This window comes from Roseovarius salinarum, from assembly GCF_002834145.1.
Lineage (GTDB): Bacteria > Pseudomonadota > Alphaproteobacteria > Rhodobacterales > Rhodobacteraceae > Roseovarius > Roseovarius salinarum.
The window spans coordinates 128,962-149,555 of sequence record NZ_PHNT01000008.1 but is presented as its reverse complement, the minus strand read 5'-3'; the positions used below and the strand labels follow the sequence as shown (position 1 = coordinate 149,555).

Sequence of the window (20,594 nt, the reverse complement as noted above, 5' to 3'; positions counted from 1 at the left end):
GGTTCGACTGCGGCTCGAAGGCGGGCTTCCTGCAGGCGACGGTGGCCTTCGCGCTGGCCCGCGACGACCTGCGCGACGACCTCGCCCGCTACCTCGCCGAGGTCGTCAACGCCGACCGCGCCGCGCAGTGAGGGGCACCCTGCCGCCCCGCGGGGCGCGTCCGGGGGCGGGCTCGGCTTGATCTGCCGGGACGAGGCCCGCGCGCCGGCCTAGCTTGCCGGCACGGCCGCCGCGACCGCGCGGGCGATCACCCGTTCCTCGTCGGTCGGGATCACGAGAACCGGCGTCGCGCCGGCGCCGATCGCGTCGGCATTGCGCGCGTTGGCGTCCGCGTCCACCGCCAACCCGAGGTACGCCAGACCCTCCACCGCCCCGGCGCGCACGCGGGCCGAGTTCTCGCCCACGCCGCCGCAGAAGACCAGCGCGTCGATCCCGCCCAGAACGGCGGTCATCGCGCCGATCTCGCGGCGGATGCGGAAGGTGTAGTAATCGATCGCGGCCTGCGCCTCGGGGGCGTCGGAGGCTTCCAGCGTACGCATGTCGCCGCTGATTCCCGACATCCCCTTGAGCCCGCTTTCACGGTAAAGCAGCTCTGTCAGCGCGTCGGCGTCCATGCCGTGGCGGTCCATCAGGTAAAGCAGCACGCCCGGGTCGATCTGGCCGCATCGGGTGCCCATCGGCAGCCCGTCGAGCGCCGAGAACCCCATGCTCGACCCGATGCTGCGGCGTCCGCGCGCGGCACACATCGAAGCGCCGTTGCCCAGGTGCGCGATCACCAGCCTGGCGTCGGCAAGGGCAGGATGGCGCCGCGCGACTTCCCCGGTGACGTAGTCGTAGCTCAGCCCGTGGAATCCGTAGCGGCGCACGCCCTCGTCGTGGAACCGCCGTGGCAGGGCGAAGGCGTCGTTCACCCACGGATGGCCGCGGTGGAACGCCGTGTCGAAGCAGCCGATCTGCGTGGCCCGCGGAAAGGCGGCCTGTGCCGCGCGCACCCCGGCAAGGTTGTGCGGCTGGTGCAGCGGGGCCAGCGGCTCGAGCGCCGCGAGCCGGTCCACGACCTGCGGCGTCAGCTCGGCCGGCGCGTCGAAATCGGTGCCGCCGTGCACGATGCGGTGGCCCACGCCGGTGACCTCGCGCCCCTCCAGGTGGGGCGCGGCGGCGGCCAGGATCGCGTCGAGCGCCGCGGCATGGTCGGCTGGCCCGAGGTTGTCGCCGCCCGCGTCCGCACCGTGGGCGTCCTTCAGCCTTAGCTCGGCCTCGCCGCCCAGGCGGTCGACCTGCCCGGATACAAGCAGCGCGGGTTCCGCGGCCGCGCGGTAGACCGCGAACTTGAGAGAGGAGGAGCCCGCGTTGAGTGTCAGGATCGCGCTCATGCCCCGCGTGCCCCCTCGGCGTGCAGCGCCGCCACCGCGCAGGAGGCCAGCCGCGCCTTGTCGTCGTCCGCCCGGCTGGTCAGGATGATCGGCACCTGCGCGCCCAGCACGACGCCGGCAGCCTCGGCGTGCGCGATGAATGTCAGTTCCTTGGCCAGCATGTTGCCGGCCTCGAGGTTGGGCGCCACGAGGATTTCCGCGTGCCCCGCCACCAGCCCCTTGAGCCCCTTGGTGGCCGCCGCGTGGATGTCAACGGCGTTGTCCATCGCCAGCGGGCCGTCCACCAGCCCGCCGGTGATCTGGCCGCGGTCGGCCATCTTCGACAGCGCCGCGGCATCCAGGGTCGACGGGATCGCCGGGTTCACGGTCTCGACCGCCGACAGGATGCCGACCTTGGGCTCCTCGAGCCCGACACTGTGGCCCAGGTCGATGGCGTTCTGAACGATGTCGATCTTGGTCTTGAGGTCGGGCGCGATGTTGATCGCCGCGTCGGTGACCATCAGCAGGTGATCCAGCCCCGGCACGTCCATCACGAAGACATGGGACAGCCGGCGCCCGGTGCGCAGCCCGCCCTCCTTGCGCACGACCGGATGCAGCAGGTCGTCGGTGTGCAGGTGGCCTTTCATGATGGCGCGCGCGCGGCCCTCGTGGACAAGCGCCACGGCGCGCGCGGCGGCGGCGGCGTGATCGGGCAGGTCTATCACCTCGTGCCCGGAGAGATCCGCGCCGATCTCGGCGGCCGCGGCATGGATCTTCTCGGCGCTGCCCACCAGGATCGGGGTGATCAGCGTGTGCTCGGCCGCCAGCAGCGCCCCGCCCAGCGCCGAGGGATCCTCGGGGGCGACGACCACCGTCGGAATCGCGGGCAGCGGCTCGGCCAGGTCGAGCAGCCGATCGAAATGCATGTGCCGCTGCACCGTCAGCCCGGGCACGTCGCTGGCGTCGAAACTCTGTTCGCCGGCGGGGGCGGTGACCTCGGCCTCGCCCTCGGCGATGCGCGTGCCGTCGGCGCGGGCCACCCAGGTTTCGAAGGTCACGCGGCGGTTTTCGCCCTTGGCCTTCACCCGCACGCCGGCCACCAGTTCGTCGCCGGCGTGTGCGCGGCCAAGGAAGCGCAGCGACTGGCTTTCGTATAGCGTGCCGGGGCCGGGCAGGCGATTGCCCAGCACCGAGGAGATCAGCGCGGCAAGCCACATCGACGGCGCGACCGCCTCGGGCTTGCCGTCACCGTCGCCGTTCTCGCGCGGCAGGTGCATCGGGTTAAGATTACCGCTTGCATGGGCGAAAACGTAAAGGTCGTCGGCCACGCAGAGGCGGCGGCCCTCGGCCTCCATGCCGATCTCCAGCGCATCGAAGGGCGTGCTGGCGAAGACGGTCATGGCGCGGCCTCCACCGTGTCCACCCGAAGGAGCCGATGCATCCTGTCCAGAAGGTCGCGCGTTGCCTGCTGCATGTCGTCCCTGTCGCCGAGCACGTATTCCACCGTTTCGACCGCGTGGCGGCGGCCGGCGTCAGTACGGATGAGGCGGGGCAGGCTGTCAAGCGCGCCCTGGGGGTCGAAATGCGCGATGAGCCCCTGTTCGTGGATCATCGCGGCACGCGCCTCGATGTCCATGTCGCGGAAGGGCACATGCGTGACCAGCACCTCGTTGGAGCGTTCCAGCCGATCCCGGCGCACGTCGCTGCGCGAATCCGCCAGCAGGATCAGCATGCGCACGATCGCCTCGGCCTCGCCGCCAAGCGTGGTGCGCGCCAGCGCGCGCTGCACCTCGGGCAGGGTGCCCAGGTCATCGGGCGCCAGACGGGCGCGGGCACGGGCATGCGGCGCGCCGTACCAGACCGCAAGCGGGTTGGCCCAGAGTCCGAGGAAGGCGATCTCGGTTGCCGCGGTGCGCATGTCGCGCAGCGCGTCCCAGCCGGCCTCGATGATGTCGGCCCAATGCCGTTCCGCCCGGACGAAGGGATTGCCGGGTGCCGCCGGCGCACGGTGGGCGCGCGCAAGTTCGGCCAGCGTGCCCAGCCCCGCGGCCCACGGCACGGCCGAGGTGGCGGCACGGGGGCCGCGCAACGGGTGGAGCGCGCGCAGGGCATCGCCCGCCTGCGGCGGAACGAGGCTGCGCAGCATCGGGCCGGGGCCCGTTTCGTAGGCTTCCGCGGTGGCCTCGGAGGCGCGCGCGACACCCGCGAAGGCGGTCTCGTCGCGGCGCGCACCGATCACCGCCTTGAGATCGCGCATCCGGCGTCGCGCGAAGCTGACGGTAAAGGTCATCTCGCGACCCGCGCCGGCGTGGTCCTCGATCTGCATCTCGTAGAGCCCCGGCGCCAGGGCCTGGATCGTCTTGAGGGTCGAGGCCATCTGGCTGTGCTCGCGCCGCGCCACCGACGAGGACACGAAGATGCCGAGATGGCCCACTTTCTCGTGGACCATGTAGAGGATGCGCTGGCCCCGGATCTCGATCTCGCGTTCGTCGGTGTAGCTGTCGGCGATCCAGCCCAGCGCCTGCGCGGGCGGCGTGATCTCGTCGCCCTCGCTGGCGAAGACGATCACCGGCGCGCGGATCGCCCGCAGGTCGATCGGCCGGCCCGGCTCCAGGAACGCCTCGTTTCGCCCCAGCCGGTTGCCGACGAACAGGTTTTCCACGATCCAGCGGATTTCGGCGCGGGTCATCAGGTGGAACCCGCCCCACCAGCGTTCGAACTCCAGGAACGCCGCCTCGGCGCGCTCCGGGTCGTGCAGCAGGTCGGCGTACTTGCGGAACCATGTGCGCCCCGGGTTGAGCGCCTCGAAATTGGCCACGAGGTGCGCGCCGTCGAACAGCCCGCCGGACAGGTCTGCCGAGATCAGCGCGGGCAGGACGCCCCCCGCCAGCCCGCCGGAATAGCGCATGGGGTCGCGGCCCAGCCGGCCGCCCCAGTAGGACATCGGCGCGCCGTTGAGCACCACCGGCCCGGTCAGGTCGGGGTGAGTGGCCGCAAGGATCGCCGTCGCCCAGCCACCCTGGCAGTTGCCCACGACGACCGCCTGCGGGCTGTCGGGGTGGCGCCGGGCGATCTCGCGCAGGAAGGCCGCCTCGGCATGGGTGACGTCGGCCAGCGTCTGGCCGGGTTCGGGCATGGGATGGAAGGCCACGAAATAGACCGGGTGGCCGTCGGCCAGCGCCACGCCAACCTGGCTGTCGGTCTTGAAGCCGCCGATTCCCGCCCCGTGGCCCGCGCGCGGGTCGATGATGACATAGGGGCGTTTCCATTCCAGCGCCGGCTGGTCCCTTGTCGGCAGGATGCGCAGCAGGCGGTAGTTGCAGGGCCGGGGCAGGTCGCGGCCCTCGATCACGACCTCGTAGTCGTAGATCAGCACCGGCGGGCTTCCGGCGGCCTCGTGGTCGCGCGCGATCTCGGCGCGGCGGCGCAGGATGTCGGCGGCGATCGCGCCACGCTGCGCGGCGTCGCGCAGGTAGTCCGACCACGCGGCCATGAGCGCGGGCGCGGTCCCGGCCCGCGCGGCGGCCGCGGAGACCTCGTGCACGGCGGCCTGCGCCTGCCCGGCGTGATCCTGCGCGGCATCCAGCGCGCGGGCAAGATGGCGCTCGGCGGCTGTCGCCAGCAGGTCGGTCTGCACGAGCGTGTCCTGCGCAAGACGGCGCGGGTGGGGCAGCTGCTCCATCCTGGTCATCCCATGATGCTGTGGCCGCCGTCGATCGGGTGGACGACGCCGGTCACGTTCCGGGCCGCGTCGCTGGCCAGGAAGGCGGCGTAGGCGCCGACATCATCGATCGTGGCAAGCCGGTGGGTGGGCGCGCGGCGGGCGGCCTCGGCCAGAAGGTCGTCGAAATGGTCGATCCCGCTGGCCGCGCGGGTGGACAGCGGGCCGGGCGACAGCGCGTGCACCGAGATGCCCCTTTCGCCCAGCTCGGCGGCGGCATAGCGCGTGACGCTTTCCAGCGCGGCCTTCACCGGCCCCATGACGTTGTAATGCTCGACGACACGGTCGGCCCCCTCGAAGCTGACGGTCATGCAGGTCGCGCCGGGGCCCATCAGCGGCTCGGCCAGCCGCATCAGCCGAAGGAAAGAGTGCACCGAGACGTCCATCGCGGTGGCGAACCCGTGGGCCGAGCAGTCCAGCACGCGCGCGTGCAGGTCGTCCTTCGGGCAAAAGGCGATGGAATGCAGCAGGATGTCCAGCCCGCCCCAGTCATCCGCGATGGTTGCGAACAGCGCCTCGGCCTGCCCGGCGCGGGTGACGTCGAGCGGCGCGACGATGCGCGCCTCCAGCGACTCGGCCAGCGGGCGCACGTGCGGCTCGGCCCTTTCGTTGAGGTAGGTGACGGCAAGCTCGGCGCCCATGGCGCGGAACGCGCGGGCGCAGCCCCATGCGATCGACTGGTCGTTGGCGATGCCCGTCACGAGCGCGCGTTTGCCGGCAAGGGAATACATCGGTGGTGTCCTTTCGGTCGCCCTTTGCGCGACGCCAGCCTACCGATGCCACGTGTCAGTTTTGTTGCGCTGCAGCATGACCGCGGAGGCCGCGGCGGGCAGGGCGCGGGGCGGGCGACTCACCCGGCATGTCGCCGCCCCCGACCTGTGCGGAAGGATAGGCCGGCACCCGGTACGGGCCTTGATTTGATGGCGAAATCCGATGCGCTCCGCCTGCCGGCCGCCGGTGGCACGTGGCGGGCAGGCGGGTGTGTGATTTATACGTCACAGCTTGGCCAACAACCGGGGCCGCCGGGGCGGGCGCGTTGACACCAAAGGGTCGATTGGCGCATCTGGTTCTTGCCGTTCCAAGCCGCCCTGGCTTCCGGCGCGGCGGAACATGAGAAACATTCCTGCTACTAAGGAGGGACACCTTGAAAAAGCAACTTCTCTGCACCAGCGCGATCGCCCTCGGTTGCGCCATGGCAGCACCCGCGTCGGCCCAAGAATGGGATCCGGGCCTCGGCGGGTTCATGAACCAGCACTTCGCCTATGCCAGCAACAGCGGCTCGGCCCTGGTCGGTGGTGACTTCGACGGCGCCGACGTGTTCTCGAACACCGAGATCATCTTCTCGCCGCGCATCACGCTCGACAACGGCATCACCTTCGGTGCCAACGTCCAGCTGGAAGGCAACACCTCGGGCGACCAGATCGACGAATCCTACATGTCGATCTCGGGCGACACGCTGGGCCGCATCCTGATCGGTTCGGAAAACTCGGCCGGCTACGGCTCGATGGTCGCCGCGCCGACCGTCGACTCGATGTCGATCAACTCGCCGTCGATCAGCGTCTTCACGCCGCGCTTCCTGGTCTACCCGGGCGGCTTCCGCACGGCGGCACTGTCGAGCTACACCGAAGTGGCCGGCAACAACGACGCCGACCGCCTGACCTACTACAGCCCGCGCTTCAACGGCCTGCAGATCGGTGTGTCCTACGCCCGCGACCCGGGTCAGGACAACGCCATCCTGATGGGCAACAAGAACGTGCCGTTCTCGCTGAACGACATCTTCGACATCGGCGTGAACTACAGCCAGTCGTTCGGTTCGACCGACGTCACGCTGAGCGCACGCTACGGCACCGGTGAAGTCGCACCGACCATCCCGGCCATCGGCGACCCCGAGACCTGGGCCATCGGCGCGCAGTTCGGCTTCAGCGGCTTCGTCGTCGGCGGTGCCTACGCCGAGAACGACACCGGTATCATCGCGGGTCTCGGCGACTCCGAAGGTATCAGCCTTGGTGCGTCCTATGACGTCGGCAACGGCTGGACCGTCGGCGCGGAAGGCTACATGGGTGAAATCACCGGTCTCGGCGGTTTCGATCCGGAATACAACGTCTACGAGATTTCCGGCAGCAAGGCGCTTGGCCCGGGCGTGTCCTGGGACCTGTACCTGACCCGCGTCGAAGCCGACAACGGTCTGCCGGGTGTCTTCAACGCCGACACCGACGGCACCGTCTTCGGTACCGCGGTCAACCTGAGCTTCTAAGCCCAGGTCAACCGGACCCTACCGGCGGGGGGAGGTGTGCGCACCTCCCCCCGTTTCGTTCGGGCGCGCGGGCCATGTTGAACAACGGCGGCGGTTGCCCTATGCAGACCCTCGCAACAGCAAATCCGGCCCGGAAGTCGCCACCATGAAGAAAAGCATCGTCTGGCTCGCCTCCTACCCGAAGTCGGGCAACACTTGGGTGCGGATCTTTCTTGCCAACTACCTGATGAACCCGGACAAGCCGGTGCCCATCAACCAGGTGCACCGCTTCGGCATCGGCGATTCCATCGCCAAGACCTATCGCCAGGTCGCGGGCCGCGAGATCGATTACAACGACCCGAACACCGTCCTGCCCCTGCGGGACCGCGTGCTGCGCGGCATCGTTGGCAACAACGCCGACGTGAACCTTGTCAAGACGCACAATATCCGCGACACTGCCTTCGGGGTGGACCTTGTGCCCAAGAAGTATACCCGGTCCGCGATCTACATCCTGCGCAACCCGCTCGACATGGTGCTGTCATATGCCCGCCACCACGGCCTGACGCTGGAACAGACGGTGGAAGCGATCGGGCGGAACGACAACGCCACGCAGGGCGTGGGCGAGGCCGTGATCACCTTCCTCGGCACGTGGTCGGAACACGTCGACAGCTGGACGCGGCCTGCGTCGTACCCGCAGATGGTCGTCCGCTACGAGGACCTTCTGGAAGACCCGGAGACGCATTTCGCCAAGGTCGTCGAACACCTGGGCGTTCCCGTCCAGCAGGAACGCCTGAAGCGCGCGATCCGCTTTTCCAGCTTCGAGGAACTGTCGGAACAGGAAAAGAAATCCGGTTTCGTCGAGAAGTCACGGCAGGCCGACCGCTTCTTCGCCTCCGGCAAGAGCGGCCAGTGGCGCGAGAAACTGCCCCAGGATCTGGCCGACAAGGTCATGCGGGACCACGAGCGCGTCATGAAGCAATACGGGTACCTGTGATGTCGGATCTCAAGCGCATCATCTGGCTGGCCTCCTATCCCAAGTCCGGCAACACCTGGATGCGCAGCCTGCTTGCGCATTACTTCATGCCCAAGGGCCAGGCGCCCGATATCAATCACCTGCGCCAGTTCACCACGGGCGACACGCGGCAGGATTTCTACGACAAGGCCGCCGGCAGACGTTACGACGACGGCAGCTTCGAGGCCTGGCTGAACATCCGGACGAGGGTGATCGAGCTTATCGCGGCCTCGAAGCCCGGCCATCACTTCGTCAAGACCCACTGTCAGACGAAACAGCTCGAGGGCGTCGACCTGATACCGCCGCGGTACACGGCCGCCGCGATCTATATCCTGCGCAACCCCTTCGACCTCGCGCCGTCCTTCGCGCGGCACCAGTCCACCGACATCGACTCCGCCATCGAGCGAATGTGCGATTCCGAGGCAGTGATGGGCACCGAAACCGGCATCTACGATGCGTTGGGCCGGTGGGATGACCACATCTACAGCTGGACCCACGCCCCCGGCCTGCCGCACCACGTCATCCGCTACGAGGACATGCTGGCCAAGCCGGCCAAGGTCATGCGCAGCCTCCTGGGCAATTTCCTGCGCGTGCCGGTCGATCCGCCGAAGCTTGCCGCGGCGATCAAGGCGACGACCTTCGAGGCGATGAAGAAACAGGAAGAGACGCTGGGCTTCGTCGAACGCCCCGACCACATGCAAAGCTTCTTTGCCAAGGGACAGGCGGGGGTGTGGCGCCACGATCTGACGCCCGCGCAAGTGGGCCGGATCCGCGAAGCGTTCCTGCCCACGCTCGAGACGTGGTATCCCGAACTGCTTGACGAGACGGAAGAATTCGCCAGGGCCGGCTGAGCGCCGCGGCGCCGGTCCGGTTGCATCAACCCGGAGGGCCAACGCATGAAACGCCAAATCGCCGCCTGCGCCGCCGTGATCGCGGGGCTTGCCGCCTGCACCACCGGCCAGGTGTCCGGATTTTCCGCGCCGCTGGGGACGGACCCGCTGCTGGCCGGAGGCAGTTATACCTCGGGCGGCGGCATCACGATCGCGCTGTCGTTCCGCCGGGCCGATGACGGGGGAACGGCCGTCTGCGGCGTTTGGGCCGAATCCGGGGCGCAGTCGGCGCTGACCCGTGACCGCGCCCCGCGCGTGCTGCAGACCGCGCGCGTTTCGCTGGATGGCCGCACGCTGTTAAGCAACCTCGGTTTCCTGCGCGAGGTGCCGCCCGCCGCGGACTACGCGGGGCGCGATGCGTCCTGCGCGATTACCGGCCGGCCGTGGCCGGGGCAGGGCGCCATGCAGGCCGCCCGCGTGGACATCCCGCGCCAGACGGTGTTCCGCGACATCGACGACACCGGCGGCGTCGTCGAAATCCATTTCAACCCGACCGGGCCGGCCGCCGGCGGCTGAGGCCGCCCGCGTCACCCGGCCCGGAGCGCATGAAAGTGGTGGACGGGCCCGTGGCCGCCGCCCACGTCCAGATCGTCCGCCCGCGCGATGGCCGCGCCGACGTAGGCCTTGGCGTTGCGCGCCGCCTCATGTGCGGCCTCGCCGCGGCCCAGCCGGGCCGCCAGCGCCGAAGACAGGGTGCAGCCCGTGCCGTGGGTGTTCGCCGTCGCGTGGCGCGGCGCCGTCAGGCGGTGAACCGCGCCGCTTTCATCGGCCAGGAGGTCCGGGCTGGTTTCGCCGCCCAGGTGCCCACCCTTCAGCAGCACCGCGCGCGGGCCGAGCGCGCGCAGCGCCTGCGCCTGCGCCTCCATCCCGGCCGGGTCGCCGGCGGCCTCGCGGCCCAGAAGGTCGGCCGCCTCGGGCAGGTTCGGCGTTATGATCGTGGCGCGCGGCAACAGACGCTCGCGCAGCGCCGCGACGGCCTCGGCGGCCAGCAGCCGGTCACCGCCCTTGGCCACCATCACCGGGTCCAGCACCACGGGTGCGTCCAGCCCGTCGAGCGCGGCGGCCACCGCCGTGACGATGCCCGCGTCGCCCAGCATGCCGATCTTGACCGCGTCGACGCGGATGTCGTCGCGGATCGCCGCGATCTGCGCCGTCACCATCTCCGGGTCGGTCAGCCGCACGCCGGCCACGCCGCGCGTGTTCTGCGCCGTCAGCGCGGTGATCGCGGCCATGGCATAACCGCCCTGCGCCGAGATCGCCTTGATGTCGGCCTGTATGCCCGCGCCGCCGGAGGGATCGGAGCCCGCGATGGCCAGGATGTTGGGGATCATGCCTGCCTCCATTCCATGTCCAGGGCGCGTGCGGCGGCCTCCGGATCCGCGGCGCGCGCGATGGCCGAGACCACCGCGAGTCCTGCGGCCCCCGCACCCCGCACCGCCGCCGCGTCGCCCGGACCGAGGCCGCCAATGGCCACGCAGGGGCAGGGCGCGCGCGCGACGATGTCCGCCAGCCCGTCGAAGCCCAGCGGCGTGGCGTGGTCGGGCTTGGTCGCGGTCGCCCGCACCGGCCCGACGCCCAGGTAATCGACCGTGCCCGGCGGCACCGCGTCCAGTTGACCGGCCGTTTCGATCGACAGTCCCAGCATGGTGTCGGGGCCGATGGCCGCGCGTGCCGCGGCCGGGTCGCCGTCGCTCTGGCCGATGTGCAGCCCGTCCGCGGCGGCGGCGCGTGCGACGCGGATCCTGTCGTTGACCACCAGCGCCACGCCCAGCGGCGCGAGCGCCGCCTTCAACGCCTGCGCGGTACGCGTCAGCGTGGCATCGTCGGCGTGCTTGTCACGCAGTTGCACCACGCGCGCGCCGCCCCGGGCGGCGGCCATCGCCTGTTCGGTCACCGGGCGGGGGGCCTGCGGGTCGGTCACGAAGTAGACCGGGCCGATCATGCCGTGTGCACCGGCGCGGCGGCATCCACGTCGCCTGCCGTGACCGCGTGGAGCTCGTCGAGGAAATGCACCTGGAAGGTGCCGGGACCCTGGGCCTTGGCGGCAGCGCGTTGGCCGGCCAGCCCGTAGTAGGCCAGCGCGGCCGCCGTGGACTCGAAAGGGGATTCCCCGCCGGCACAGAAGGCGGCGATGACGCCGGTCAGCGAACAGCCCATGACCGTCACGCGCCCCATCAAGGGGTGCCCGCCGGTGATCCGCAATGCCCGCGTGCCGTCGGTGACGTAATCCTCGGTGCCGGTGACGGCCACCACCCCGCCGGTCCGGGTGGCCAGCGCCTGTGCCGCGGCCTGCGCGTCCGACACGTCGTCGCCCGCGTCCACGCCGCGCCCGCGCCCGGCCTCGCCGGCCAGCGTCATGATTTCCGAGGCATTGCCGCGCACGACCGTCGGCCCCATCTCGACCAGTCGGGCGGACAGGTCCCGGCGGAAGGCCGTGGCGCCCACGCCCACCGGGTCGAGCACCCAGGGCTTGCCCGCGTCATTCATCACCGCGGCGCTTTCGGCCATCGCGTGGCCCCATTCGGGATCGGCGGTGCCGATGTTGACGGTCAGCGCCCGGGCGAGGCCGGCGAATTCGGCGGCCTCCTCGCGGGCGTGCACCATCGCGGGGGCGGCGCCCGCGGCCAGCAAGACGTTGGCCATGACGTTCATGGCGACGTAGTTGGTGATATTGTGCACCAGCGGCCCGTCGCGGCGCATGGTGTCGAGATAATGCCCTGGGTTCAGCATGGTCGCTCCCCGCCGGCCGGAAAGGCGGGAAACGGGCCGGACTTGGCCATTCGGTCCCGCGACTTCCTCCGCCGGCATGATCCGGTTCAGGTGCAAGGGTTCATCTCAGCCCGCCGACCGCGGGCGCCCCTGTCGCAAGGCGCAACCCAAACACGCGCCGAACGCGGTTGTCAATCCGGCGTCCTGCCGGCCAGGACATCGGCCAGCGGCGTGGCAAGCACACGGTCCTCGGCGGCGTGCAGGTCGCGCAGCAGGCCGGGCAGGGCGCCGGCGGCCTTGTGCGGCGGTGCCGCGTCGCCCCCCTCGGCCGCACCCAGCGCCAGCCCGAGGTCGCGCGCGAGCGTCACGACGGGCGTGGCGTGCAGATCGCGCGTCAGACCGATCGCGCCTTCTTCGGTCGTGACGGCATAGCCGTTGGTCTGCAGTGCCTCGAGGATGTCGTTGCGCGCGTCCAGCGGCACCAGTTCCTCCAGGCGCGCTTGCGTGGCGACCCCGCCGCAGCGGTGAAGTGCGCCCAGCAGCGCGACGGCCACCTCCAGTCGGCCCGCCGGGCTAAGCGCGGCATCGGGCTGTGCCCCGCGGGTCTTCCACCAGTCGGGAAAGGCCGCGGCGAAGACCGCGCCGAAGATGATGACCGTCCATGACAGGTAGATCCACAGCAGGAAGACCGGGATGACGGCGACCGCGCCGTAGATCGTCTCGTAGGTCGTGCTGCTGGTCAGATAGACGTTGAAGCCCCAGCGCAGGATCTGAACGCCCACGCCGCTCACCACGCCGCCCAGCGCGGCGTGACTCAGCCGCACGGACCGCGCCGGCACCAGCTTGAACAACAGCGTGAAGGTCGCCGACTGGCCGGCGATGGCCACGAGCGTATCCAGCACCGGCCAGTCGGCGCGAAGGTCTCTGCCCGCCTCGCCGGCGCCCACCCAGTCCCGTGCGGAGTCCAGCAGGTCGCCCGAGAAGCTGAAACTGGTTGCCAGAAGCAGCGGCCCCAGCGTGAGGATCGCCCAGAAGTTCAGCAGCCGGATCATGATCGGCCGCGGCCGTTCGACCCGCCAGATACGGTTGAGCGTGGTCTCGATCGTCGACAGGAGCAGCAGCGCGGTCACGGCCAGCGCCACGATGCCGACCGCCGTGAGGTCGTTGGCGTTGGCCGTGAAATCCGAAAGGTAGTCGGCCACCTGCGCACCCGCCTCCGGCACCAGCATGTCGAAGAACATCTCCTCCATCCGCGCCCGTGCGGCGCGGAAGGCGGAAAAGCCCGACAGGATGGCGAAGGCGATGACCAGAAGCGGCACCAGCGCCAGCAGTGTCGAATACGTCAGCGCGCCCGCGGCCTGCGTCATTCCGTCGGTGTGGAACCGGCGCACGGCGTACCGCACGAATCCGGCCAGGTCGGCGGCCCGCGCGCGCAGTGCAGCCTGGCGCAGCGTGTCGGTGGGCATTCGGCGCAACGTCATGGGTCCCTCATAGCAGAGCCTGCCCGCGAAGTCCGCACCCCGCCGCCGACGCGGCCGGGGCGCTGCAGGGCGCGATTGACATGGATTAAGGCGTGCCCCGATACTTGCCGTCATATTGCTGGCACGCCGCAGTCACGCACGCATCTGACAAGGAGTGCACCACATGGCACGCAAGCAGACGAAGTCCGACAAGAGCATCTCCGAGATCCTTCGGCCGGCGCAGGAGGCGCTTTCGCTCAACCCGGTCTTCGGTCCGCAGGTCGAGCAGTTCTGGGCCGCGCAGGAAAAGATGCTCGACGAGACCGAGACCTTCACCCGCCACTGGTTCGAACGCCGCCACGAAGCCGCCCGCACCGCGCTCGATGCGGCGCGCAAGGCGTCGGCCAGCGGCACCTCCGACCCGGCGGAGGCCATGCAGGCCATGCGCGACTGGCAGCAGCATTCGATGGAGCGCATGACCGCCGACGCGCGCGAATGGTTCGATTGCATGGCGCGCTGTGCCGGCCATTTCGTCAGCGGCGAGATGGAAGCCAGCGAAGCGGCCGTCGGGACCGCGGCCAAGCAGGCCGGTGCGGCAGCGAAGTCGAAATCGTCAACGCCGGTCTGAGCCGGCAAACACGGGCCGCGCCCGGCAAAGGAGGATCCTTTTGGACGACAAGGACGATTTTCAGGAACGGCTGAACGCCCAGCTGGACGCTTGGCGTGCCGAGATCGCGCAACTCGAGGCCAAGGCCAAGGAAGCCCACGGCGAGGCGCAGCAGAAATACCTCGACCAGATCGAGGACCTGCGCGAATACCAGCGCGAGGCCGAGATCAAGCTCAACGAGATCCGGGCGACGAACGAGGCCGCGTGGCAGGACATCAAGTCCGGCTACGAGGCGGCCTGGAACGAGATCGCCAACTCGATGAAGAAGGCGCTGAGCCGCTTCGACTGAGGCGGCGCATCGCCTGTGTCCGACCGGGCTTGGCCCGGCGCGGCGGCCGTGCTAGGTATCGCGTCCCGCGGGATGACATCCCGCCCAGTCGACGCCCGCGCGGCGCAATCGGACGGCAAGATGCGCGACATGGCCAGGATCCGCGAAACCGCCGACACCTCCGGGCTGCACACCGCGGCGCGGCTGTCCGTGGCCCCCATGATGGACTGGACGGACCGGCACTGCCGGGCCCTGCACCGGCGGCTGTCGCGCCACGCCCTGCTTTACACCGAAATGGTGACCGCCCCCGCGCTGGTGCGCGGCGGCGCGCTGCACCTTCTGGACCACGCGGAGGACGAGCATCCGGTCGCGCTGCAGCTGGGCGGCTCGGACCCGGCCGAGCTGGCGCAGGCCGCGCGGCTGGGCGCCGAGGCGGGCTACGACGAGATCAACCTCAACGTGGGCTGCCCGTCCGACCGGGTGCAGTCGGGCACCTTCGGCGCCGTGCTGATGGAAACCCCCGGTCTCGTGGCAGACTGCTGCGCGGCCATGATCGCGGCGCAACCGCGCGAGGTGACGGTCAAGTGCCGCATCGGCGTGGACGCGCAGGACCCCGAAACCGTTCTGCCCGATTTCCTTGATCGGGTGCGCGCGGCGGGCGTGCGCCGCGTCATCGTCCACGCCCGCAAGGCGTGGCTGCAGGGGCTCAGCCCCAGGCAGAACCGTGACGTGCCGCCGCTGGACCACGACCTCGTGACGCGGATGAAGGCGCGGTTTCCGGATCTGCACCTGTCGGTCAACGGTGGCATCGCCAGCCTCGACGCGGTGCGGTCGTACCTCGACGCGGGGCTTGATGGCGTGATGGTGGGCCGGGCGGCCTATCACCGGCCCGCCGAGATCCTCGCCGCCGCCGACAGGCGGATTTTCGGCGTGCGCGGCCCCGATGCGACGCCGGAGGCCGCCGCCCGCGCCATGTTGCCCCATATCGAGGCGCATCTGGCCCGGGGCGGCAAGCTGCAGCAGGTGACACGCCACATGCTGGGGCTGTTCGCCGGACGGCCCGGTGCGCGCGCCTGGCGGCGGGTTCTGTCGGATGGCGCGCACCGGCCCGGCGCCGGGCCCGAGCTGGTCGAGGCCGCGCTGGCGCAACTGGGCGAGGTGCAGGGCGCGGCCTGACGTGCGTGCCGTCGCGCCCGAGGCGCCGGCCGCAGGCGCGGCGCCGAGACGACCTGCGCGCCGCAAGGCGCTCCGCCGGATCACGCCCGGCCGGCTGCGCCGCGGCCTTTAGTGCCGCGCCGCGATGGCCTGCCCGGCCGCCCAGCCGCTGGACCACGCCCACTGGAAGTTGTAGCCGCCCAGCCAGCCGGTCACGTCCACGCCTTCGCCGATGAAGTGGAGGCCAGGTACCGCGCGCGCCTGCATCGTCTTGGATGACAGCCCGGCGGTGTCGACGCCGCCAAGCGTGACCTCGGCCGTGCGGTAGCCCTCGGTGCCCGCGGGCGTCAGCCGCCAGTTCGACAGCTGCTCGCACAGGCGGGTCAGCGCGGCGTCGCCCTGGTCGGCGAGGTTGCCGGCCAGGCGCAGCTCGGGGCCAAGGAACTCGACCAGCCGGGCGGGCAGGTGCCGCGCCAGCGCGGTCGCCAGCTTCACGCGCCCGGCACGGGCGCGCTGGCCGCGCAGGTCGTCAAGCAGACTGCCCGCCGGGTCGAGGTTGACGGCGATCGCGTCGCCCTCGCGCCAGTAGGACGACACCTGCAGCATCGCCGGCCCCGACAGCCCGCGGTGGGTGAACAGCATCGCCTCGTCGAAGCTGCCCGCGCCGGCCTGCGCGCGCACCGGTACCGACACGCCGGCCAGCGGCGCGAACCGCTTGTCCGAGAACGTGAAGGGCACCAGGGCCGCGCGCGTGTCCGTGACCGACAGCCCGAAGCGCCGCGCGATGTCATGGGCCAGCCCGGTCGCGCCCATCTTCGGGATCGACTTGCCGCCGGTGGCGACCACCAGGTTGCGCGCGGTCACGGTGTGACGCGTGCCCGCGCGGTCCAGCGTGGCGGTGAACCGCGTGCCGTCGTGGCCCAGGTCCGCCAGCGTCGTGGACAGCCACAACTCGGCGCCCGCGCGGTCCATCTCGCCCTGCAGCATCGCGATGATCTCGCGCGATGACCCGTCGCAGAACAGCTGGCCCAGCGTATTCTCGTGCCAGGCGATCCGGTGGCGGTCGACCATGTCGACGAAGTCCCACTGCGTGTAGCGCGCCAGCGCCGACTTGCAGAAATGCGGATTGCCGGACAGGAAGCTTTCGGGCCCGGCATGCAGGTTGGTGAAGTTGCACCGCCCGCCGCCCGAGATCCGGATCTTCTCGCCCGGGGCGCGCGCGTGGTCGATCACCAGCGTGCCCGGCCCGGCGTTCGCGGCGCAGAACATGCCGGCCGCCCCGGCGCCGAGGATCAGTGTTTCGCGCGTCTCGCCCATGTCCCGCGCAGGTGCCGCGGACGCCCGCCGATGGCAAGGGGTTTGCACTGGTCACGGATGCGTTTTCGCGATAAACTTTTGCAAAGACCCCGGGGAACACGGGGTGGAACGAGGCAGAGTTCGGCGGAACGCATGACGGAAATGGTCCATGGCGCTGTCCCGGTGCGGGACGGCGAACCGATTCTCCCCAAATGGTGGCGGACCATCGACAGGTGGTCGATGTCCTGCATCCTCATTCTCTTCGGTATCGGGATCCTGCTGGGGCTGGCCGCCTCGCCGCCGCTGGCCGAGAAAACGGGGCGCGCGCCCTTCTTCTACGTCGAGCGGCAGGCGCTTTACGGCGCGGTGGCGCTGTCGGCGATGTGGCTGACCTCGATGATGAGCCCGCGCCTGGTGCGGCGGCTGGCCGTGCTGGGCTTCCTGGGCGCCTTCGCCGCGCTCGTGCTGCTGCCGGTGTTCGGCACCGACCTGGGCAAGGGCGCGGTGCGCTGGTACGCGCTGGGGTTCGGCACCTTCCAGCCGTCGGAGTTCCTCAAGCCCGGCTTCGTCGTGGTCGCGGCCTGGCTGATGGCCGCCAGCCGCGAGGTCAACGGGCCGCCGGGCACGGCGCTGTCCTTCGTTCTGGCCATCGTGCTGGTGGGCATCCTTGCGGTGCAGCCCGACTTCGGGCAGGCGGCGCTGGTGCTGTTCGGCTGGGGCGTGATGTATTTCGTGGCCGGCGCGCCGATCCTGCTGCTGCTGGGGGTCGCGGGCGCCATGATCGCGGCGGGCACGGTGGCCTATTCCAATTCCGAGCACTTCGCCCGCCGCATCGACGGGTTCCTTGCGCCGGAGGTGGACCCCAACACGCAGCTCGGCTTCGCCACGAACGCGATCCGCGAGGGCGGCTTCTTCGGCGTGGGCGTCGGCGAGGGCGAGGTGAAGTGGTCCCTGCCGGACGCGCATACCGATTTCATCATCGCCGTGGCGGCCGAGGAATACGGCCTCGTCCTGGTGCTGGCGATCATCGCGCTCTATGCCGGCGTCGTCCTGCGTGCGCTGCTCAAGCTGATGCGCGAACGCGACACTTTCATCCGGCTGGCCGGCACCGGGCTGGCGGCGATGTTCGGCGTGCAGGCGATCATCAACATGGGCGTGGCCGTGCGCCTGCTGCCGGCCAAGGGGATGACCCTGCCCTTCATCAGTTACGGAGGTTCGTCGCTGATCGCCGGCGGCATCGCGATGGGCATGCTGCTGGCCTTCACCCGCACGCGGCCGCAGGGTGGCATCGGTGACCTGCTGCGGGGACGTGGACGATGAGCCGGGATGCGCCCCTTCTCGTGATCGCCGCGGGTGGCACCGGCGGGCACATGTTCCCCGCGCAGGCGCTGGCCGAGGTGATGCTGAACCGCGGCTGGCGCGTGCGGCTGTCCACGGATGCGCGCGGCGCACGCTATACCGGCGGCTTCCCCCATTCGGTCGAGATCGAGCAGGTCTCCAGCGCGACCTTCACCCGCGGCGGGGTGCTGGCGCGGCTTGCCGTGCCGTTCCGCGTGGCCGCCGGGATCGCCGGAGCGGTGCGGCGCATGCTGCGCGACCGGCCGGCGGCGGTGGCCGGTTTCGGCGGATACCCGACGATCCCCGCGCTGTCGGCGGCGTGGCTGCTGCGCGTGCCGCGCATGATCCACGAGCAGAACGGCGTGCTGGGCCGCGTGAACCGGCTTTTCGCCCGCCGCGTGGACGCCGTGGCCTGCGGCACCTGGCCCACCGTGCTGCCCAGGGGTGTGGACGCGGTGCACACGGGCAACCCGGTGCGCGCGGCGGTGCTGGAGCGGGCCGGCGCCGCCTTCATCCCGCCCGGTGACTACCCGATGGCGGTGCTGGTGATCGGCGGCAGCCAGGGCGCGCGCGTGCTTTCGGACGTGGTGCCGGCGGCGGTCGCCGCGCTGCCCGACGAGATCCGCGGCAACCTGCGCGTCAGCCACCAGGCACGCGAGGAGGACGCAGAGCGCGTGGCGCGCGCCTATGCCGAGGCCGGCATCGCGGCGGAGGTCGAGCCCTTCTTCCGCGACGTCCCCCGCCGGATGAGCGAGGCGCAGCTTGTCATCAGCCGCGCCGGCGCGTCCTCGGTGGCCGACATCGCCGCGATCGGCCGGCCCGCGATCCTGATCCCCTATCCCCATGCCACCGCCGATCACCAGGCGGCCAACGCACGCGGGCTTGGCGAGGCGGGTGGGGCCATCGTGATCCCGCAGAAGAAGCTTGATCCCGAGACGCTGACCGCGCAGATGGTGACCGTCCTGACGAATCCCGACGGTGCCCTGCAGATGTCGCAGGCGGCGCTGTCGTGTGCCAAGCCCGACGCGCCGCAGGAACTGGCCGACATCGTCGCGGCCCTCGCGAAAGGAGACACGCGCGCATGAACGCGGCAACCAAGCTCCCGGGCGACGTCGGCCCGATCCATTTCGTCGGCATCGGCGGTATCGGAATGTCGGGCATCGCCGAGGTGCTGCTCAATCACGGCTACGTGGTGCAGGGCTCCGACCTCAAGCGATCCAGGCTGACCGACCGGCTCGAGGCGAACGGCGCGACCATCTTCGAGGGCCAGCGCGCCGAGAACCTGCGCGACGCCGAGGTGGTCGTCATTTCCTCGGCGATCAAGCCGGGCAACCCGGAACTGGACGAGGCCCGCCGCCGCGGCCTGCCGGTCGTGCGCCGCGCCGAGATGCTGGCCGAGCTGATGCGGCTGAAATCCAACGTCGCCGTGGCCGGCACCCACGGCAAGACAACGACCACCACGATGGTCGCCGCCCTGCTGGATCACGGCAGCTTCGATCCGACGGTCATCAACGGCGGGATCATCCACGCCTACGGCTCCAATGCGCGGGTCGGGCAGGGCGAATGGATGGTCGTGGAGGCCGACGAAAGCGACGGCACCTTCAACCGCCTGCCCGCGACGGTCGCGATCGTCACCAACATCGACCCCGAGCACATGGAGCACTGGGGCGATTTCGACTCGCTGCGCAAGGGGTTCTACGACTTCGTCAGCAACATTCCCTTCTACGGGCTGGCCGTGTGCTGCACCGATCACCCCGAGGTGCAGACGCTGGTGGGCCGGATCACCGACCGGCGGGTCGTGACCTACGGCTTCAACGCGCAGGCCGACGTGCGGGCGGTGAACCTGAGCTACGATGCCGGCATCGCGCATTTCGACATCGTGTTCCAGCCCGAGGGCACGCGGATCGAGGGCTGCACCCTGCCCATGCCGGGCGATCACAACGTCTCCAACGCGCTGGCGGCGGTGGCCGTGGCCCGGCACCTCGGCATGACGCGCGCCGAGATCCGCGAGGCGCTGGCAAATTTCGGGGGCGTCAACCGCCGCTTCACCCGCGTGGGCGAGGTCGACGGCGTCACGATCATCGACGACTACGGCCACCATCCCGTCGAGATCGCCGCGGTGCTGCGCGCCGCGCGGCAGGCCACCACCGGGCGCGTGATCGCCGTGCACCAGCCGCACCGTTACACCCGACTGTCGTCGCTGTTCGACGATTTCTGCGCCTGCTTCAACGAGGCCGATGTCGTTGCCATCGCCGAGGTCTACGCCGCCGGCGAGGACCCGATCCCGGGGGCGAGCCGCGACGACCTTGTCGCGGGACTGGTGCGCCACGGCCACCGCGATGCGCGCGCCATCGGCAGCGAGGCCGACCTCGAAAGGCTGGTGCGCGAGGTCGCGGGCCCCGGCGACATGGTCGTGTGCCTGGGCGCGGGCACGATCAGCACCTGGGCGGGCAACCTGCCCGCGCGGCTGCGCAAGCGGGCCTGAGCCGTGCC

The 20,594-nt window shown here is 70.6% G+C and carries 19 protein-coding genes, 1 pseudogene and 1 riboswitch; of the genes and pseudogenes, 11 read left to right on the top strand and 9 right to left on the bottom strand.

What is annotated here, in order from left to right; all coding sequences use genetic code 11:
- A pseudogene (locus tag CEF10_RS09650) lies at positions 1–131 on the top strand (UTP--glucose-1-phosphate uridylyltransferase); the annotation flags it as partial.
- Between the two features lie 78 nt (positions 132–209).
- Here CEF10_RS09650 and CEF10_RS09645 read toward each other — a convergent pair.
- Genes CEF10_RS09645 through fabI form a run of 4 tightly spaced genes read right to left on the bottom strand, consistent with a single transcriptional unit; the run spans position 210 to position 5,804 of the window.
- On the bottom strand, positions 210–1,373 hold the full coding sequence (locus CEF10_RS09645; RefSeq protein ID WP_101067964.1) for an acetate/propionate family kinase: 1,164 nt from the start codon (positions 1,371–1,373) through the stop codon (positions 210–212).
- The gene (locus tag CEF10_RS09640) at positions 1,370–2,752 is read right to left on the bottom strand and encodes a bifunctional enoyl-CoA hydratase/phosphate acetyltransferase (protein WP_101067963.1); all 1,383 of its coding nucleotides are present in this window, start codon (positions 2,750–2,752) and stop codon (positions 1,370–1,372) included. Before CEF10_RS09640 ends, CEF10_RS09645 begins: the two co-directional genes overlap by 4 nt.
- Positions 2,749–5,034, bottom strand: coding sequence for a DUF3141 domain-containing protein (locus CEF10_RS09635; protein ID WP_232796461.1), 2,286 nt, complete (start codon positions 5,032–5,034; stop codon positions 2,749–2,751). The genes CEF10_RS09640 and CEF10_RS09635 overlap by 4 nt, the downstream gene beginning before the upstream one ends.
- Before the next feature lie 5 nt (positions 5,035–5,039).
- On the bottom strand, positions 5,040–5,804 hold the full coding sequence (fabI, locus tag CEF10_RS09630; protein ID WP_101067961.1) for an enoyl-ACP reductase FabI: 765 nt from the start codon (positions 5,802–5,804) through the stop codon (positions 5,040–5,042).
- A gap of 413 nt (positions 5,805–6,217) precedes the next feature.
- On the opposite strand from fabI, the gene CEF10_RS09625 reads away from it, so the two are divergent.
- The 4 genes from CEF10_RS09625 (at position 6,218) to CEF10_RS09610 (ending at position 9,724) form a co-directional block, all read left to right on the top strand.
- Positions 6,218–7,327 (top strand): porin, encoded by a 1,110-nt coding sequence (locus CEF10_RS09625; protein ID WP_232796460.1) that lies wholly within the window; start codon positions 6,218–6,220, stop codon positions 7,325–7,327.
- Positions 7,328–7,472: 145 nt separating this feature from the next.
- Entirely contained in the window at positions 7,473–8,300 is an 828-nt protein-coding gene (locus CEF10_RS09620) for a sulfotransferase domain-containing protein (protein ID WP_101067960.1), read from the top strand.
- A complete protein-coding gene (locus tag CEF10_RS09615; protein WP_101067959.1) occupies positions 8,300–9,169 on the top strand; it encodes a sulfotransferase domain-containing protein in 870 nt (289 codons plus the stop codon). The genes CEF10_RS09620 and CEF10_RS09615 overlap by 1 nt, the downstream gene beginning before the upstream one ends.
- A 45-nt stretch (positions 9,170–9,214) precedes the next feature.
- Positions 9,215–9,724 carry a hypothetical protein gene (locus tag CEF10_RS09610; protein ID WP_101067958.1) on the top strand — a complete coding sequence of 170 codons (510 nt, stop codon included), beginning with the start codon at positions 9,215–9,217 and terminating at the stop codon, positions 9,722–9,724.
- Positions 9,725–9,735: 11 nt separating this feature from the next.
- On the opposite strand, the gene thiD is transcribed toward CEF10_RS09610, so the two are convergent.
- From thiD to CEF10_RS09590, 4 genes are all read right to left on the bottom strand, one after another.
- Positions 9,736–10,539, bottom strand: a complete 804-nt coding sequence (gene thiD, locus CEF10_RS09605) for a bifunctional hydroxymethylpyrimidine kinase/phosphomethylpyrimidine kinase (RefSeq protein WP_101067976.1) — start codon at positions 10,537–10,539, stop codon at positions 9,736–9,738.
- Positions 10,536–11,150, bottom strand: coding sequence for a thiamine phosphate synthase (thiE, locus tag CEF10_RS09600; RefSeq protein WP_101067957.1), 615 nt, complete (start codon positions 11,148–11,150; stop codon positions 10,536–10,538). The genes thiD and thiE overlap by 4 nt, the downstream gene beginning before the upstream one ends.
- On the bottom strand, positions 11,147–11,938 hold the full coding sequence (gene thiM, locus CEF10_RS09595) for a hydroxyethylthiazole kinase (RefSeq protein WP_101067956.1): 792 nt from the start codon (positions 11,936–11,938) through the stop codon (positions 11,147–11,149). Before thiM ends, thiE begins: the two co-directional genes overlap by 4 nt.
- Positions 11,939–11,984: 46 nt before the next feature.
- Positions 11,985–12,079: riboswitch (TPP riboswitch) on the bottom strand.
- Between the two features lie 29 nt (positions 12,080–12,108).
- Positions 12,109–13,398, bottom strand: a complete 1,290-nt coding sequence (locus CEF10_RS09590; RefSeq protein WP_157932996.1) for a YihY family inner membrane protein — start codon at positions 13,396–13,398, stop codon at positions 12,109–12,111.
- A 163-nt stretch (positions 13,399–13,561) separates the two neighbouring features.
- Here CEF10_RS09590 and CEF10_RS09585 point away from each other — a divergent pair, with 163 nt between their 5' ends.
- The 3 genes from CEF10_RS09585 to dusA all read left to right on the top strand — a co-directional run bounded on the left by CEF10_RS09585 (position 13,562) and on the right by dusA (position 15,488).
- The gene (locus CEF10_RS09585; protein WP_101067954.1) at positions 13,562–14,005 is read left to right on the top strand and encodes a phasin family protein; all 444 of its coding nucleotides are present in this window, start codon (positions 13,562–13,564) and stop codon (positions 14,003–14,005) included.
- A gap of 40 nt (positions 14,006–14,045) precedes the next feature.
- Entirely contained in the window at positions 14,046–14,333 is a 288-nt protein-coding gene (locus CEF10_RS09580) for a sll1863 family stress response protein (RefSeq protein WP_101067953.1), read from the top strand.
- 129 nt (positions 14,334–14,462) lie between these two features.
- Positions 14,463–15,488, top strand: coding sequence for a tRNA dihydrouridine(20/20a) synthase DusA (gene dusA, locus CEF10_RS09575; protein WP_101067975.1), 1,026 nt, complete (start codon positions 14,463–14,465; stop codon positions 15,486–15,488).
- A gap of 108 nt (positions 15,489–15,596) precedes the next feature.
- Here dusA and CEF10_RS09570 read toward each other — a convergent pair whose 3' ends face one another.
- Positions 15,597–16,784 carry a BaiN/RdsA family NAD(P)/FAD-dependent oxidoreductase gene (locus tag CEF10_RS09570; protein WP_101067952.1) on the bottom strand — a complete coding sequence of 396 codons (1,188 nt, stop codon included), beginning with the start codon at positions 16,782–16,784 and terminating at the stop codon, positions 15,597–15,599.
- A gap of 132 nt (positions 16,785–16,916) precedes the next feature.
- Here CEF10_RS09570 and ftsW point away from each other — a divergent pair, with 132 nt between their 5' ends.
- Genes ftsW through murC form a run of 3 tightly spaced genes read left to right on the top strand, consistent with a single transcriptional unit; the run spans position 16,917 to position 20,586 of the window.
- Complete coding sequence (gene ftsW / locus CEF10_RS09565) at positions 16,917–18,083, top strand: putative lipid II flippase FtsW (RefSeq protein WP_101067951.1); 1,167 nt, start codon at positions 16,917–16,919, stop codon at positions 18,081–18,083.
- Positions 18,080–19,186: an undecaprenyldiphospho-muramoylpentapeptide beta-N-acetylglucosaminyltransferase gene (gene murG / locus CEF10_RS09560; protein ID WP_101067950.1), complete on the top strand. Its 1,107-nt coding sequence runs from the start codon at positions 18,080–18,082 to the stop codon at positions 19,184–19,186. The genes ftsW and murG overlap by 4 nt, the downstream gene beginning before the upstream one ends.
- Entirely contained in the window at positions 19,183–20,586 is a 1,404-nt protein-coding gene (gene murC / locus CEF10_RS09555) for a UDP-N-acetylmuramate--L-alanine ligase (protein WP_101067949.1), read from the top strand. Before murG ends, murC begins: the two co-directional genes overlap by 4 nt.
- Positions 20,587–20,594 lie beyond the last annotated feature (8 nt).